The 17,202-nt window shown below is 40.8% G+C and carries 8 protein-coding genes and 1 tRNA gene; 7 read left to right on the top strand and 2 right to left on the bottom strand.

Features of this window, described 5'->3' with window-relative positions; all coding sequences use genetic code 11:
- Positions 1 to 4: 4 nt before the first annotated feature.
- A complete protein-coding gene (locus E0H87_RS04965) occupies positions 5 to 1,033 on the bottom strand; it encodes a hypothetical protein (protein WP_131322603.1) in 1,029 nt (342 codons plus the stop codon).
- 39 nt (positions 1,034 to 1,072) lie between these two features.
- Positions 1,073 to 2,110, bottom strand: coding sequence for a tRNA preQ1(34) S-adenosylmethionine ribosyltransferase-isomerase QueA (gene queA, locus E0H87_RS04960; protein WP_131322602.1), 1,038 nt, complete (start codon positions 2,108 to 2,110; stop codon positions 1,073 to 1,075).
- A 168-nt stretch (positions 2,111 to 2,278) separates the two neighbouring features.
- On the opposite strand from queA, the gene E0H87_RS04955 reads away from it, so the two are divergent.
- The 7 genes from E0H87_RS04955 (at position 2,279) to E0H87_RS04925 (ending at position 17,175) form a co-directional block, all read left to right on the top strand.
- A tRNA-Leu gene (locus tag E0H87_RS04955) sits at positions 2,279 to 2,365 on the top strand.
- Positions 2,366 to 3,408: 1,043 nt separating this feature from the next.
- Complete coding sequence (locus tag E0H87_RS04950; RefSeq protein WP_131322601.1) at positions 3,409 to 3,813, top strand: WYL domain-containing protein; 405 nt, start codon at positions 3,409 to 3,411, stop codon at positions 3,811 to 3,813.
- Positions 3,814 to 4,246: 433 nt separating this feature from the next.
- Complete coding sequence (locus tag E0H87_RS04945) at positions 4,247 to 6,892, top strand: isopeptide-forming domain-containing fimbrial protein (RefSeq protein ID WP_165493938.1); 2,646 nt, start codon at positions 4,247 to 4,249, stop codon at positions 6,890 to 6,892.
- Between the two features lie 33 nt (positions 6,893 to 6,925).
- Complete coding sequence (locus tag E0H87_RS04940) at positions 6,926 to 9,565, top strand: DUF11 domain-containing protein (protein WP_165493937.1); 2,640 nt, start codon at positions 6,926 to 6,928, stop codon at positions 9,563 to 9,565.
- Between the two features lie 91 nt (positions 9,566 to 9,656).
- The gene (locus E0H87_RS04935; protein WP_165493936.1) at positions 9,657 to 13,430 is read left to right on the top strand and encodes a DUF11 domain-containing protein; all 3,774 of its coding nucleotides are present in this window, start codon (positions 9,657 to 9,659) and stop codon (positions 13,428 to 13,430) included.
- A 482-nt stretch (positions 13,431 to 13,912) separates the two neighbouring features.
- Entirely contained in the window at positions 13,913 to 14,404 is a 492-nt protein-coding gene (locus tag E0H87_RS04930; RefSeq protein WP_131322597.1) for a hypothetical protein, read from the top strand.
- Positions 14,405 to 14,451: 47 nt separating this feature from the next.
- Positions 14,452 to 17,175: a DUF11 domain-containing protein gene (locus E0H87_RS04925; protein ID WP_131322596.1), complete on the top strand. Its 2,724-nt coding sequence runs from the start codon at positions 14,452 to 14,454 to the stop codon at positions 17,173 to 17,175.
- Positions 17,176 to 17,202 lie beyond the last annotated feature (27 nt).

Raw genomic sequence — 17,202 nt, 5'->3', positions numbered from 1 at the left:
GCTGTTATTTTAAAAGCTCTAATAAATCAGACTTTAAATGTTCTAGATAAGGTAGTTTAAATGTACGTAAGTGTCCACGTAAACTGGAAATATCTTGTATATTTTGTGCTTTGCTGGAAATTTTGAATAAATCGTGCGGTCCTAGATAACACAGCACATCACTTTCAGGATGAAACAATAGATCTCCTGAACGGGATTCAAAAAAGTCTGATAGACGAAGTACCATGGCAGGTGTCAGGGTTTTTGCCATCTGCATTTCATCGGTACCATAGAATTTGAGTCGCTGATTGGTCTGAATATCACTGGTATGCCATGCAAAAGAATAAGGGGAGCCAAAGGATTTACTTGCAGTACTGATGGCCAAACCAGGCATGTCTAGACCAAACACAAATACACCCCAAAGATCGCGATGTATTTCCTGAACCTTGACTTGATTGCCATCTTTGTCTGTCATACGGACTTCGTTAACAAAGTGATATTGGAACACCAATACTTGATGATCCTTATTCTCTTCATCCGTCCACACTGTACTGGCGTATAACGGAAAATCATTGGAGACAGAGCCTTGCTCAAATACTGGAAATAGGCGTTTTAAGTGGGCAATAAATAAAACGGGATTGAGTGGAACGGAAATATGTTGTGGTTGGCGGTGGTAAGCCAACTGATATTTTTGGGCAATGGTTTGTTGTTCGAGATAATCAATTACTTCTTCAACGGGGTCGTCATCTTCATAACAAATATAGGCCCAAAATACCATTAACCCGCCACAGAATAGACTGGCTTGCGCCCAAATACTGCTGGGTTGAATCAAAATCGCAAGCATAAAAATACTGCCTGTAATTGCAAGCAACCACGGCAGGGTATTTTCAAACTTCAAGGTGACGGGAGCATTCCAAGGATGTAAGCCATCTAAAATCTGTTGATGGCTTTGCGCCTGACGCCCAATGTCCCAAAGCCGAGCAATATTGTGGAACACCACCTGATTCTTTTTACGGCGAATATGAATCGAATGTCGCACAGTATCAATCGGCATAAGGGAGAAGATCCTTGTTATTGTTATCTTGTAAAACAGTTATCCTGTAAAACGGTCAATCAGCATGGCATCGCCATAACTGAAGAAACGATATTGCGTAGCTACCGCATGTTGATAGGCATTGAGAATATTGTCACGATTGGAGAGTGCCGAAACCAACATCAAGAGCGTGGATTCAGGTAAATGGAAGTTGGTAATTAATCGATCGACCACTTTAAAATCATAGCCTGGATAGATAAAGATTTGTGTATCACCGACCCATGCATCGAGTACACCGCCATGTGCTTGGGCAGCACTTTCCACAGCTCGTGTTGCGGTTGTGCCGACAGCAATGACTTTATTACCACGTGCTTTGGTTTCACGAATCAATTCAACCGTATGCGCAGGTACATCGCACCATTCACTGTGCATGATATGGTTGGCAATATCATCGGTACGGACTGGCAGGAAAGTTCCTGCGCCAACATGTAAGGTCACGAAGGCTTTATGAATACCTTTGGCTTCGAGTTTTTCCAGTAAAGCTTGATCGAAGTGTAAACTTGCAGTCGGTGCAGCAACGCTTGCCAGTTTGGTTGGATCATTAAATACAGTTTGATAGCGTTCAGTATCAATTGCTTCAGCTTCACGGTTGAAGTAAGGCGGAATGGGTAACTGACCACAGCGATCCAAGACATCTAGAATCGGCTGAGAAAATTCGACAATGAACAGATTCTCATGGCGACCCTGTACCGTCACTTTAATTTCTTCTGTGCCAATAAACAGTTCTGCACCCGCTTTAGGGGAGTTGCTGGCTTTGATATGGCAATGTGCGATGTGTGTATCCTGCAAACGCTCAACCAAAACCTCAATTGCGCCACCTGTTGCACGCTTGCCTTTTAATCGGGCTTTCATGACCTTGGTATCGTTTAAAATCAATAGATCACCTTCATTCAGTAAATCGAGAATATCGGTAAACTGAAGATCGTGGTATTGACCTTGCGCATCTAAATGGAGCAAGCGTGATGAACTGCGGGTGTCTAATGGATATCGAGCAATAAGCTCATCAGGGAGATCAAAATTGAAGTCAGAAAGTTGCATGACACATTTCGCTAAAAAAACTGACGGTAGTATATGCTTTTTTTCATTTTTTAGTCGAAATTGGTTAAATAAGAGTCTAAAAAATCAATTCTGTTTTAAAAGTAACCAAATGCGATAATCTAGCGTTGACAAGTTTTTCAAACAGGTTAATATACGCATCAACACCTTCCCGAGGTGGTGAAATTGGTAGACGCGGCGGACTCAAAATCCGCTGTCAGAGATGACGTGTCGGTTCGAGTCCGACCCTCGGGACCATATATTAAGAAGCCCTCAAGCATATTAAGACTTGGGGGTTTTTTTATTGCCTGAAATTTATTGAGTGTACGATAAAACACTTTTTAGATGAAATTCTTCTGCTTCTTTCAATAAACAGGCTATTTAATGATTGTGAATAGCTTCATCTTGCAAAGAACAATCAGTTAAAAATCATTTGGGTAGTGCTTGAGTTAATTTTTGTGTCTTGGCATGTTTTACATCTCTCCTTATATTGCGCTGAATAATATAAAAAATGCAGTACAGGCAGGAAACAGCACAAAAGCACTCAAGAAAAACAATGGCAGGTTGAACAGCAAAAACTGGTTTATCAAAATTATATCCATGACACAGATCAAGTATATGCCAATCAATGGGCCAATTCATGTCAGCAACTTGTCGAGCAGAATCAAAGGAATATAGAGAATTGTTTGAATGCCCCACGTGTGAAGTACCATTCATTTAAAGATGAAGCGTACTGTGTGAACAAGTTTGGGGACGATGTATTGAGTGTGGATTGCGATTTACTCATAGAGATTACTGACCGATCAGAGCGAATTAGGGCATAGGCAGGAATGTGCCAGTAAAATTCAAAATGTAATCTATCAATAAAAAATCATATATAAAAATAAGCGCTTGAATTTACATTGTGTTCAAATTTAAGTGTTTTTATGGAGTTGAATGAATAAACTATGGGTTAAGAGGTATTTATATTTTAAGCCAAATAATTTTCAGGATAATTCATTTAATTTTAATGTCTATGTAAAAAGGAATAGTCGGTTATTGTTTAAGTTTCTTGTTTAAAAAAAAGTGAAATTTACCCTAATAAAGATTAAAAATCATTTGTTGAACATAATATAAATAAGCACTTATATCTGTAAATTTCTCAATTTATCCTTATATATAAATCTATTTTTTAAATCGACTAAAAATTAATGCAAAAATTGAATCAATAAAATGATAGGGATTTGCTACAATCACCCAGTCTTTGCGGTTGTTTAAAATAGTTAAAGAATTTAAAAGCGATAACGAGGTGTGGTTTGAAGATGGAAATTGCGGGCGCTGTACTGGCGGCTATCTTCTTTGGTGGTTTCATCTTGATAAGTAAAAGAATACCGAAGCGATCTTGTGATGCGAATGAAACCCCATGTCCATTGAATGCCTTGGAACAAAATACAGTTTCTTTAGAGCCTGAATGTGTTTGCGCGCCTTGTAAAACCCTAGAAATTCTTTATCAAAATCAGAAAGGTCAAATGACTATTCGTGATATTGATGTCATTCGGGTATATCAAGAAAAGCAGCATTGGTATGTGGATGCATTTTGTCATTTGTTAAATGAGCAGCGCATTTTTGAAGTCGAGAAAATTAAATGTCTAAAATGTCCTAAACATTGTTCGCGTTTAATTAATTCAGCCGAAATTTTAGAATATTTAACCAAACACCTTGAATGATCATTCGCATATTCCCTTCTTTTTTTATTTATTGCTTCATTATGAATGGTTTATTCCAAAGCAGGTTTTTCTTGATTTGGAAAAGTCAAAATAATTTCACGTCGTTTTTTCAGCTAATATTAAAGAAAGGTTTTGGGACTTTTAAATTTATTTTTAAGTTAGTTGTTGATAAAGCTCATTTATTTATATTGCCTTTGGTTGCATCCAGCACTTGATTGGTATTGCTCATGAGCAGTGACTCAACGTATTAATTCAATGTTTCTTGGATGTGCTGCTGAAGCTGCGCAAGCGCATGCCTTGTCGTCAGAAGAATAATAAGAAAAATTATCTAAAAGCGTGTGCAAAATAATCAACAAATGATACATTTATGTATAATATTGTGACTTATTTATCATTTATTGTAAATTTTGTGAGTGTTTGCTTTATGCAGGGGATGACAACAAGAATACATCGCGCGTTATTGGGGAGTGCATCGCTATTATTGGTGGGTGTTTGTCATGCTTTTCCTCAGCCTGGAAGCTATATTTCCAACGTTGCATCTGGGGATTATACCGATGAGATGGGGAACGTCTTATTGGTCAATTCCAATCCTGTGGCATTGGAAGTACAAAAAACATACTCCCTAACACTGCTACAAAATCAAAACCAATATGGCGCTATAGGCGGGGTGGTGAATCTTCCACACGTGCTGACCAATACAGGTAATAGTGCTGATCGATATACCTTGGCTTTAGTGCAAAGCACTAGCGATAACTTTGATTTAAGTAATGTAAAGGTATATGCAGACCGTGATCAAAATGGTTTACCTGATAATACCGAAGACCTATTGCTAGGTTCAATTGAGCTGAATGCAGGACAATCTTTAGCTGTTGTGATTGTGGGCAGTATTCCTAGCAATGTGTCTTTTAATCAGCTTAGTAGTTTAGACCTCAAGGCCGTGAGCCAGCAAAATGCGACGCTTTCTGCACAAGTCACCGATACGATTCGCGTTGTAGACGATGCCGTAATTGCTCTGGTTAAAGCGCAAAGTGCAAGTGAAGGCAATATAGGTGATCTGATTACTTATACTTTGACCTATCGAAATACAGGTACAGCAACGCGTCGTGTGCTGTTGCAAGATGTCTTGGATGATTCCTTGGAATATGTATCAGGCTCGGCAATTTGGAATCAAAATAGCACCGCACTCACCGATGCAAATGATACGGAAGCATCAACGAATACGGGAATTGCTTTTCAACTCAAACCTGATGGGAAAAGTGTAGAAGCCAGTATTGCAGCCGTTGCGCCGCTCACCTCAGGTACGTTGGCTTTTCAAGCCAAAGTGAAACAAGGTGCGGCCAGTAAAATTCCAAACACAGCGGGTTTTGTGCAGTATGACACGGATAATACTACGGTAAAACTGAGCAGTTTCTCCAATACCGTGATCTATAACTTAGCTGCTGTCTATGGTGTGGTTTTAAATAATAAATCCAGTTCAGCAACCAACGTCGGCAACCCCAATAGCAGCCCCGATAACTTGGTGATTCAAGCCAGTTTAAAACCAGGGCAAGAAGTTTTTTTTAATAACTATGTCTGGAACGTTGGCAATAGCACCGATGTTTACAATCTAAGCTACAGCTCAAGCAATTTACCAAGTTGTGCCAAAGTTAATTTCTACACGCAAGATGGAAAAACTTTACTCACAGATACCAATGGTGACGGCAAAGTCGATACGGGGTCAATTTCCAACGCAGCGGTAAAACAAATTCAGGTTGGGGTGTTCGCTTCCACAGGTTGTACCAACAGTGTCAGTCATATCAATATTGATGTGGTTGCAACTTCGATTGCTTCAAGTTCGGTCTCTGACCCAATTCGTAACCAAATTACAGTCTTAACGACAGTATCGAGCAGCAGTGATTTATACAACGCAGACCAATCGGGTTTAGGCGTAGGTGTTGTGGATAATCTGGGGCAAGCTTTACGTACGGTTAAAGTGGTTTCGGGTAAAGCTATTTTTCCTTTGGTGGCAAAGAATAATTCTACCCAAGCCAATAACTATAATTTGTATGCATCCTTTAGCGCGATTGATGTAGACAATATTGCGCCTACATCAAGAACTGGGTTTGGTGTCAAATTTTATGAAGGCGATGCTAGCTGTCAAACGGTTGGTAAGCAGATCACCAATACGGGAACTTTAGCGGCGGGAGCAAGTAAAGCGTATTGTGCGGTGATTGATGTTGATGCCAGCCAGCAGAATTTTACAGCACCCATTTGGTTTGCAATTCAATCACCTGTCAATCAACAAGCAGACTCCATTAAGAACCAAATAGAAAGTAATGTTGCACGTTTACTCACCCTGACCAATGATCAGCAGGGACAAGTAGGCGTTGGGGGCACGATTGTCTATATTCATACTTTAAAGAATTTGGGCAATATGGCAGAAGGGGCAAATGCAGGCTCTCAAGTGAACCTTAAAGTGGTTCCACTAAAAAATGATGGCTTTGTTTATAGTCTTTATTACGATGCCAATAAAAATGGTCAAATTGATAGTGCAGACCAGATGATCAGCGCCACCACCAGCTTAAATCAGCTTTTGGGCAGTGCTGGTTTGGTTGCTCAGGCCGACATCCAGCTCTTACTTAAAGTTCAGGCAGCTCCTTCGGCAACAGAAGGTGTGGTGAGTCAGGCTGATATTTTAGTCGAAATCTCTGATTTTAATGGCATTCATTTAGATAACTTAAAAAACACCGATGTCACCACAGTGGCAACTGGGCATTTGCAGTTACTCAAAACACAAGCGGAAAATAGTAGCTGTATAACCAGTAATCTAGCCGCTTTGAGCTATACCACCCAGTTGGTTTCGGTTAAACCGAATCAGTGTGTGGCCTATAAACTCACGCTGAAAAATGATGGTAGTTCCGTGGTGAAGAATGTGCAGTTTAATGATGTCGTTCCTGCTTACACCAGTCTTGTTGGGACGCCTGTGATTGTTCCGACAGGAACAAATTTATCTTCTGGTGAGAAAGTTTCTGCTTTGGTGAGTAGTTTAGATCCAAATCAAGAAGCCAATTTCTACTTTGTCATTCGTGTTAACCCTTAAGCGTAGGCTCGGAAAATGTTTGCAGAAAAGAAAATGATTCGAAATTTGCGTATTGCGATGCTGAGCTTATTGGGGGCAACAGCATCGACTTGGGTTTTTGCTGATGCTTTGGTTATCAGTAATATGGCTGTGGGCGAATACAAAGAAGAAGGCTCTACTGTGGTTCAAGTGGCACGTTCCAACTTGGTGCAAACCACGGTACTTCCTGTTTATAACTTGAGTTTAAAGGATAACCGCACGGAATATGTACGTCCGGGTCAGGCGATTTATTATCACCATATTTTAACCAATACAGGCAATGAGCGCGATCTTTATAATTTGTTGGGTAGTCAAATTGCTGGGGGTAGTTTCACTCATAACAATATTGAAATTTATTTGGATGCCGATCGTAATGGTGTTGCAGACAGTAATACACCGATTACTCAATATAGCTTAAATGCTGGTGATTCGGTTGCACTGATTATTAAAGCCATTATTCCATCATCCGCAGCCGTAAATAGTTCCAGTCAGATTCAACTCACAGCTACTTCGACACAACAACCGAGCCTGACTCAAAATAATATTGATACTTCACGAATCACTGATCAGGCGGTACTCAACTTAACCAAGAGTTTTGATAAAACAAGCGTAGTGAATGGTGATATCGCAACTGTCCGCTTAACCTATTTTAATAATGGTAATAACAGTGGCGTGGTGAATATCAGCGACTTGTTAGATACCACGCAGTTGACCTATGTTACGGGTAATGAAAACTGGAATGGGCAGGCCCTGAATTCTGCGACAGGTAGTAATGACCCAACAGGGATTAATTATTATCTCGATACAGATGGTAAAACCATTCGTGCGCAAATCACCAATGTACCTGCGAATGCTCAAGGCTATATTGAATTCCGTGTTCGCGTTGCACGTACTGCACCCGGTGAAATTCCCAACTTGGCCAATATGGACTATGACCATGATGGTCTTTCCAGCACAGCAAATTTAACTACGCAGTCGAATACTGCGGTATTAACCATTAAGCCCATTTATGGTGTGGTGATTAATGCTGATGCAAATAGCATAAGTGGCGTGGATTTACTCACCAAGTCTGCGGTAAGTAGTGGCGGTACAGTTAGCTTCGAAAACTATGTTTGGAATACTGGAACTGTCGCTGATCGGTTTAATTTAACTTTTAATAGTCATAATTTACCGACAGGCAGTGTGCTAGAGTTTTATCGTGCGGATGGGGTTACACCGCTGTTTGATAGCAATAATGACGGTCTTGTTGATACGGGAATGCTAGCTTCAGGAGCCAAACTTCCGATTATTGTGAAGGTCACCTTCCCAACAGACTATGTGGATACAGCCAATACCACATATAACATTGTGCCTAAAGCACAATCGATCTTAGACAGTACCAAAACAGATACGGTACAAGATCGTACCTCTCTCATTCAAAGTACGGCCGCTCGTTTGGTGGACTTGATCAATAGCCCCGATACTACAGCAAATGGTACGGGAAATGGCAATGTATCGAATGCAGGTTCACCGTGGAAAATCCTAACTGGGGTCAACAATAAAACGGTGGTGTTTCCATTAACTGTAAGTCATACAGGTCAAGCGACTGCTTATAACTTTAGTGCCGATGCCGATAATAATTTTGCGACGGTTGCATTGCCTCCAGCAATTAGTTCTGTTCGTTACTTTTCGACATCCACCACAGACTGTTCAGCACTTGGGGCAGAAATCTCTTCAACTCGTTTGTTGGGTGATGGTGAATCGCAACTGTATTGCGCCGTAGTGGAAATTCGGGCAGATGCTCAAAGCACAAGTCAACCGATTCCGATTTATTTTAAAGTCGCTTCGTCTAATTTGATGAGCTCCGCACCAAGTAATGCGTACGACGTCATTCAAAATGCCATTACGATTAACTCAAATGCGAGTCAGGGTGGGGTAAGTTTAGAGCCTGATTTACGTGGGCAAATTGCGCCGGGTGGCAGTATTGTGTATAGCCATAGCTTAAAACCATGGGGAACGTCTGTATTGTCAGCAACGGATGCTTTAAGTGTTGTCAATGATCGAACAGGTTTTACGACAACCCTTTATTATGATGCCAATAATAATGGACAGTTAGATGCTTCTGATCCAATGATTCAAAATTTATCGATTGTGAATAGCTCTATTCTAAGCAGCAAAGCGCCTATTCGTATTTTTAATAAAGTTGAAAATACCGCGTATAACACAGTTGGAATCGTGAATACGTCCATCATTAGCCTAAAAAATAGTGCTGGTACTTTGCTAGATACGGCGACAGACATTACCACCATCACCAGTTCACCTGTACGTTTAACTAAATTACAAGCCAATGACAATAATTGCGATGGGGTTGCTGATGGCGCGTATACCTCAAATGTATTGCCGATTACCCGTAATTTGGATGGGTCTGGGCAGTGTGTTTTGTATCAATTAACCGTGAAAAATTTGGGCGCTTCGGCAATTGGTCGATTTAATTTTTATGATTACACCCCTGAAGCGATGGTCATGAGCAAAGCGCCAAGTTGCACAACCTGTGAAGTGGGTTCACTTAGTGCGCCTGCACTGGGACAAACGGGTGCAATTAAAGCTTCAGTTGCAGCAGTGAATAGTAATGAAAGCCATAGCTTAGAGTTTGGGGTGAAATATGTGGGGAACTAAGTTGAATTATGTTTTGCATAGTATTCAGAAAAGAATAAGTTCAAACTCGCTTACTAAGCAAATAGCTTATGCTGGCTTACTAAGTTTCATAATGGGTATTTCGCAGATTGTACTTGCTGTTCCGACTTTAGAAATCATGTCTGCTAGTGGTACTAATACTACTAGTGCGTCGTTGAATGATAAAACGAATACATTTGTATTTAACCCAGCAAATCCAAATGATAATAATACACAGTCATACTTTCCCGTGACGAAAGTTACTTATTCAATAACCGATAATCCGTATTCTGGATCATCTAATGATTCGTATGGACTTTTTTATAGCGCAAACTCTTTTGTTGCTTTAAAAGATCAAGGGTTCCCAACAAATTATAGTGCATATACGAGTGTTTTTTCATCTAATCGGAATAATGTAGGGGCGGGCATTGATCTAGCTACAAACTATGGTGTTCGTTTTACGGGGAATTGGGAAAAATTAGCGGGACGCTCGATTAATACTTCTGGAGTAAATAGTGGATTAGGGCATTATATTGGCGAAATAACAATGAAGTGGGATCGTCCCATTACGAACCCAGTCATTAATATTTCTGGACTAGGAGGGCGGACCTCCTCATCTAATACACAACTATATCCAGCTTATGGGATTAGCTCACAATTTAAGTTGCTATCAACTACGAATGTTTCACAGATGTACCGATTATCGGGGAGTAATTTTTCAGTCAGTAATGGAGAAATTCGAAATACATCAAGTACTATTAGTGCAACTATTGATGCTGGGGGAGCGAGTGGTAGTGTCCAGATAATGACAAGTTCTGCCATTACTGAGCTTAAATTTGCTGTTTATCTGCGCTCTGATTCTAATGCTTCTGGCTTAATAGATATATCAAGAAACACTGGAGCAGATGCATTTATTTTTAGTGCTTCAAGTGTTGACTCTATGGTGGGTGATTTGGTGGTTTCAAAAACCAATAACACGACCCAAGTCTATTCAGGCAGTACGACGACTTATACCGTCCGTGTAACGAATAACGGCCCCGATACTTATACAGGCACTTTGCTTAAGGACGTCGTGGGAACTGGGTTAACCGCTACAGCCGTTGCTTGTAGTACGGCTGCAGGCAATAAATGTACCACAGCTCCAGCTTTAAATAGTTTAGCTTCTATTGATACAGGAAGCTTGGCTTCTGGCGAATTTTACGAAATTTTAGTCACAGCACGTGTAGATGCTGCGGCAGGCAGCACGGTAACGAACACTGCTACGGTGGATGTGCCAACCTTAGGTTCTTCAACAGGTGCAAGTTGTACAACTTTAAATGCAAACGGTATTACCCGTTCATTTAACTCAACCACAGGTGCTTGTACGACAGCGGACCAAGATACTGTACTTGCTTCTGCCGATCTGGAAGTCTCAAAAATTTCTGATAAGGCTACCTATAATGCTGGCGATGTTGTGAAATATACGATTAAGGCTTGGAATAATGGTGGCTTGGCTGTTACTGATGCAGTCTTAGCAGATCCTGTTCCGACTAATCTCTCAGGTTTAAGCTGGTCATGTACCAAATATGGTACTGCAGTGTGTCCAAGCACGGCTAATATGGTAGTTTCGGAAAGTAGTAATAATTTAACTGCGACAGGGCTGAATCTTCCCGCAAATGGAAAAGATGTTAATTATTTAGAGTTCACTATAACAGGCTTAGCTTATAAAGCAGGTTCTGTAGCTAACACAGCAACGATTTCGACCAGCGTATTCGATTCAAATTCTGTAAATAATAATGCAACTGCAAATATGACGATTACACAGAATACGCCAAGCACCACTGGCAGCTCCCAAAATCAGTGTTTATCTGGTCAAGCAGTAAATTTGGTGTCTGATACTACTTTTAGAAAGTATGATGCAGATAATACCTTGGCGGCTTTTGATAATAATCTAAAAACTGCAGGTTCGAGTCCAACAGTTCTTCCGAATACGGTGATGTATGGCACTGGTATAAATGGTGCATTGCAATTAAAAGGTCGTTTGAGTTGGTCATATGGCTCACCACGAAGTAATACAACGGCAGTGAACATGCGAATATTGGTAGATGGCGTTGTGTATGCTGTATTAACCACACCAGGAAAAAGTGCTAATTTAACAGCCTCTTTTAATGCCTTAAATGGTGCACAGGTTTCGCAGGCAGATTATACTTTAACGTCTTACCAAACTGATCCAGGCTCGATTAATTTTACCATTACTTTGCCAACGGCTGTGACCAGTATCAATATGGTACGCACAGAGTTTCAAAGTTATGCAGGCTCTAGTGTTGCGGGAGATGATATTGGTATTGGTCTAAATGAAGTCAATGCATGCTTAAAACCGACTTTTGAAATGAATAAAGTGTCTGAAAATGGCACAGACAGCTTCAACTTTAGTACTTTTACCAACTTGAGCAATGCCAACGCTGAAACTATTACCAGTGGTGAAGTAGTCACAACGGTAGTAGGGACTGCACAATCGGTTCGTTTAAAAACCAGTACATCACCCGTCGAGCAAGGCTCATTATTGGCTTATGCAACACCAAACACAGCCATCAGTTTTGCTGAATCAACCTCGACTTTATATTCACTGAAAAGTATTGAATGTACCGATACCAATGCAGCAGTTTCGGGCAATAGCACTTCAAATTTGGGTGGCGTAAATGGTATGACCCAAACCATACCTGCAACGAATGTGAAATTTGCTGCAAAACTCGTTTGTCGTGTGACCAACAGTAAAAAAGCGGGTTATGTATTTTCGGGGCGTGTGTTTAACGATAACAGCGGTACCACTTCGGATGTTTCTAAGGCATATAATGCGATTGTAGATGCAGGTGAAGTGGGAATTGCGGGCAGTGTGGTTGAACTGCAAGATTGTACTAGTAAAGCAGTTTTGGCTTCTACAACCAGCAATGCCAATGGTGATTTTAAAATACAGACCTTAGATGATGTATTTGCTGGGCGCAGTAATGTTTGTCTTGTGCAGCGTAATTTGACGGGTTTTGATTCAGTCAGTTCTGCAAAAGCCAGTAGTGTGACCGCAACAGCCGACACAACGAATGACTTCTTTACTATTCCTAAGGCGGCAAATGTGACCAGTTATGATGGTTTCTTGTTTGGCGATGCCGAGTTACAGTTGGTCTTAACCCAAAATGGACAAAAAACCATTGTGGCGGGTGATGTAGTGGATTACCCACATGAGCTCAGTGCGAAAAGTGTCATGAATGCGCTTAATTTAACGGAAAGCAAAGAGAAACAACCAGCAAATAATCAACCTTGGCAGAGTTTGGTTTATGTCGATAGTAACTGTAATGCACAGTTAGACCAGGGTGAGAGTTTACTCACCAGTCGTGTATTGAAAGCCAATGAAAAAATTTGTTTGATTCAACGCGTAAATTCACCTACCACGGCACAAGGTGGAGATCGTTTTATTGCGAGTTTTAAGGTTAATGGCAAGGCAACTTATAGTACTGCGACATCCAAGGAAAGTAATAGTGTGAACGATATTACGACCATTGGTACAGCAGGTTTAAACATGAGTAAGTTGGTGAGAAAAACCTCTGCATGTCCTGCACCGAGCAATGATTCAACGCCGTTTACCGTCACGAATCAAGCGGCTAAAGGCGATTATTTGGAATATCAAATCACCTATACCAATAATTCAAATAAAAACTTGGTTGATATTGTCCTTAAAGATAGCGTTCCACTTGGAACAGTTTATGGAACCATGTCTTGTACGGCATCGGGTTGTCAAACTCAGGAAAGTTCAGGGCAATTAAAATGGACGATTCCGGGGGTATTGGCGCCTAAGCAAAAGGGGCAAGTGGGTTTCTGCGTGCGGATTCCAAACTAGTTTTGATTTTAGGTCAATACAATAAGGTCGGGTCATTTTTATGGCGCCGACTTTATTTTTTTCATTAAATTTACAGCGAACAATATCCCGTATTTTGCTTGAAGCAATTAGATGCGTTAAATCTACAGGAATTATATTAAAAAATAATCATAAATAAATATTTTAAACAACTACTTGGTTTGAATGTTCGGTCTAATTTCATCTTAAGAATAAGGGAATAATCACGCAAAGCTTTACATTGTTTCTTTATGTAAACTCACTGTTTTTATGAAAATTAATGATAAACAGCTGTTTATTTCAAAATTTGTAAAGTTATATAACTAAATTAAAAAATCAAGAGTGAACTGGTTAACATTTTTTTTATAAAATGTATGGTGATGCGTTCGTTTTTTGTTTAATATTGCTTTGAGCTTTGCAGCATTAATTTACTTAAATGTGATTAATGTCGCAAATATATGCATTGGTTTGCAGTGGATAAAATCATGTTAAACAAAAGAACTACGCTGAAAAAATTGATGATGGGTTTAATGCTTGCTGGGGGGGCTGCTCATGGAATGGCTGCCGCAACCACATCCAATGAGCCTGTATCAATTCAGTTGAAAGCATTCAAAAAAGTTGTAGACAGTAAAGGGAATGCACAGTTTCAAGCTGCAGACTCAATCAAGCCTCAAGATGTTATCGAGTATCGTGCGACTTATACCAACAACACGACACACAGCATTAAAAGCTTAAAAGCAACATTGCCTATTCCAGCAGATACGCAATATTTAGGCAACAGCCTGCCTTCAGGTGCGCTGGCGAGTATCGATGGCGTTAACTTTGCTGCGATGCCATTAAAGAAAAAAGTAGATGGAAAACTTGTCAATGTTCCACTCAAAGAATACCGCGCTTTACAGTGGCAAATCATGGAATTGCCTGCCAAGAAAACAGTCACTGTTAGTGCACAAGCCAAAGTAAATGCATCAAACGATTAATTTCTAAAGTTTTATATACATCATTTTGATGGAGTCGGGGGACTCTTATGCCTATGAATTTGAAGACAACAAAGCGAAATAGCCTTTATGTGTCAATTGCCACAGTTTTGGGGGGCTTTGCTTTTTTCGCGACAGGTGCACATGCAGCAGCGCCAGCCGCGGGAACAAATATTAGTAACATTGCAACAGCATCGTATGTAGATGGTACATCTACCACACGTACTGTAACGTCAAATGAAGTTAAAACCACGGTTTTACAAGTAGGTAGCTTCACACTCGAGCAAAACCGTACCGCAACTGCCAACCCGAATGGTGTCGTGACTTTATCGCACGTATTAACCAATACAGGTAATGGAACGGATGAATTTACGCTAAATTTAGCGAATGTGGCTGGGGATAATTTTGATTTCTCCAACATTGCGATTTATTTAGATGCGAATAAAGATGGTGTGCCTGATAACGGTACGAATTTGGCAGGTCAAAAAGTTACCTTAAATGCTGGCGAGTCTGTAGGCTTAGTTGTAGTGGGTACAACCGCAGCAACAGCAACAGCTGGTAATTCTGGTCAATTAGCACTGTCTGCGGCAAGTACTTACATTACAGTTATTGCAGACAAAACCAAACTGAATACTGACACCGTAACGATTGTTTCAGGTGCGGTTATTCAAGTCACGAAGTCTGCCAATGTCACTTCAGTTGCGCGTGGCGATACCGTAACGTATGAATTGACCTATAAAAACACAGGTAATGCCGACGCAACTAATTTAACCATTGAAGATATTTTACCTTCAGGCGTGACTTATGTTGCAGGTTCAGCACGTTGGAGCGGTCAGACAGCAGCATTGACCGATGCGACTGGTGATGAAGCGGCAGCAGCAGCGAAGTATGAATTTACTAATGGTAAAGTTCAGTTAGTTCTTGCTTCTGTAGTGCGTAACAGTACGGGCAAGTTAACCTTCCAAGTGACGGTGGATAATACAGCTCCTGCAGGAAAAATTACCAACATCGCGACATTTGATCCAGATGGTCCGGGTACTGAGACTTCTCAACCTACCAACCCATATGATGTAACTGTACAGTCTACCTATACAGGTACCATCAACGATAACGCGACCGATACTTATTCGGATGCGCAAAAAGTTTCTGGCAATCTCGCTAAAGATGACTTGATCACCACCACAGCAGTACAAGGTTCTCCAGTTTTATTTGGTGCATCAAGCTCTACAGAAGATATCTGGATTCACAACCTTGGCAATGTAGCTGAAACGTATAACATTACCGTGAATAAATCTGCACTACCTGCAGGTTCTATTGTTGAGTTATTAAAGTCAGATGGTAATACACCGTTAACCGATACCAATGGTGATGCAAGCGTAGACAGTGGCCCATTGGCTTCAGGTGGTCACCTTGAAATCTCTGCACGGATTACTTTGCCAAATGGTTATACCGGCCCAATTACAGCACCTGGTTTGGACACAATCTTAACCATTACACCTGTACATGCGCCAGCATCTTCAGATACCGTGACTTTAAGAATTACCAATATCACAGCATCAAAAGTCGATTTAAGCAATGGTAAAGGGAATAAAAACTACGCGGAAGATGATACAGGTTTAACGGGTGAAGGCATATACGTTCCAGGTAATGTCGTCAACACGGTAACCACTAAACCAGGTGTTGCAGCTACGTTCCCAATTGCTGTAACGAATTATGGTTCAACAGCAGACAACTATAACTTTGGTACTGAACAAGCATTACCAGCGGGTTGGACAGTTGAATACTTCGTTGCTGATTCAAGTGGTGTATGTTCAGCGACTAAAGTGACCAATACGGGTGCTATTCAGCCTAATGCAACGGCGTATTTCTGTGCCAAGGTGACTCCATCTACAGATGCAACACCTGCAAATAGCCAAGACATTGTCTTCACAATTAATTCACCTGCAACAGGCTTAACAGACAAGATGAAAGATCATCTTACTGTGGAAGCAGTTCGTGGACTTTCATTCTTGGCGGACCAACAAGGTCAGGTTGCACCGGGTGGTACGATTGTCTATAAACATACCTTAACCAACAACGGTAACGTTGTAGAGGGTATTGCTGATGGAACATTGCCTATCAGCATTACACATGACCCTGCAACTAACGGTTTTGTGACTTCTGTTTATGTTGATAAAAACAACAATGGTATTGCAGACACGGATGAGTTGGTTACTGATGTTCAGAACCTTAACAAGTGGTTAACTGCAACCAATGGTGCTGATGGTCTTTCTCCAAAAGAAAGTATCAATATCTTGGTTAAAGTTGAAGCACCAAGTAATGCAACAGCGGGTCAAGCCGATCTATCGATTGTGACGGTTACACCTACTGGTGCATTAAATGGTACGGCGGCTCCTGCTGCGATCACTGTTACGGACAAAACCACAGTGAACATTGGTCAAGTTCGTCTGGAAAAAATGCAAGCACTTGATGCAGCATGTGACGGAACACCAGATGGTAGCTTTGGAACATTTACACTTCAGGCTAAACCGGGTGCTTGTATCATTTACCAAATCAAAGCGGTAAATGATGGTAATCAGGCGGTGACTAAAGTTGAAATTACCGATGCTGTACCAAGTTACACCACGCTAGGTTCGTCGCCTGCAGCTGCACTAGATCCAGTGTCAAAAGGTACAGTGACCAACACGGCAAACAACTTGAAGTCATCTCAGTTTGATTTGGCTCCATCTGAAACCGTTACGATGAAGTTCAGCGTCAAAGTTGATGCTCAATAATTAACTCAAAACATCAATAACTATTTA

The organism is Acinetobacter sp. ANC 4178 (assembly GCF_004331175.1).
GTDB lineage: Bacteria > Pseudomonadota > Gammaproteobacteria > Pseudomonadales > Moraxellaceae > Acinetobacter.
This window is presented reverse-complemented; position numbering and strand designations above follow the sequence as displayed.

Bases quoted from the DNA above. Each gene is read 5' to 3' on its own strand.
- E0H87_RS04965 (WP_131322603.1), bottom strand. From the start codon at position 1,033: ATGCCGATTGATACTGTGCGACATTCGATTCATATTCGCCGTAAAAAG.
- E0H87_RS04940 (WP_165493937.1), top strand. From the start codon at position 6,926: ATGATTCGAAATTTGCGTATTGCGATGCTGAGCTTATTGGGGGCAACA.
- E0H87_RS04925 (WP_131322596.1), top strand. From the start codon at position 14,452: ATGCCTATGAATTTGAAGACAACAAAGCGAAATAGCCTTTATGTGTCA.
- E0H87_RS04950 (WP_131322601.1), top strand. From the start codon at position 3,409: ATGGAAATTGCGGGCGCTGTACTGGCGGCTATCTTCTTTGGTGGTTTC.
- E0H87_RS04930 (WP_131322597.1), top strand. From the start codon at position 13,913: ATGTTAAACAAAAGAACTACGCTGAAAAAATTGATGATGGGTTTAATG.
- E0H87_RS04945 (WP_165493938.1), top strand. From the start codon at position 4,247: ATGACAACAAGAATACATCGCGCGTTATTGGGGAGTGCATCGCTATTA.
- queA (WP_131322602.1), bottom strand. From the start codon at position 2,110: ATGCAACTTTCTGACTTCAATTTTGATCTCCCTGATGAGCTTATTGCT.
- E0H87_RS04935 (WP_165493936.1), top strand. From the start codon at position 9,657: ATGGGTATTTCGCAGATTGTACTTGCTGTTCCGACTTTAGAAATCATG.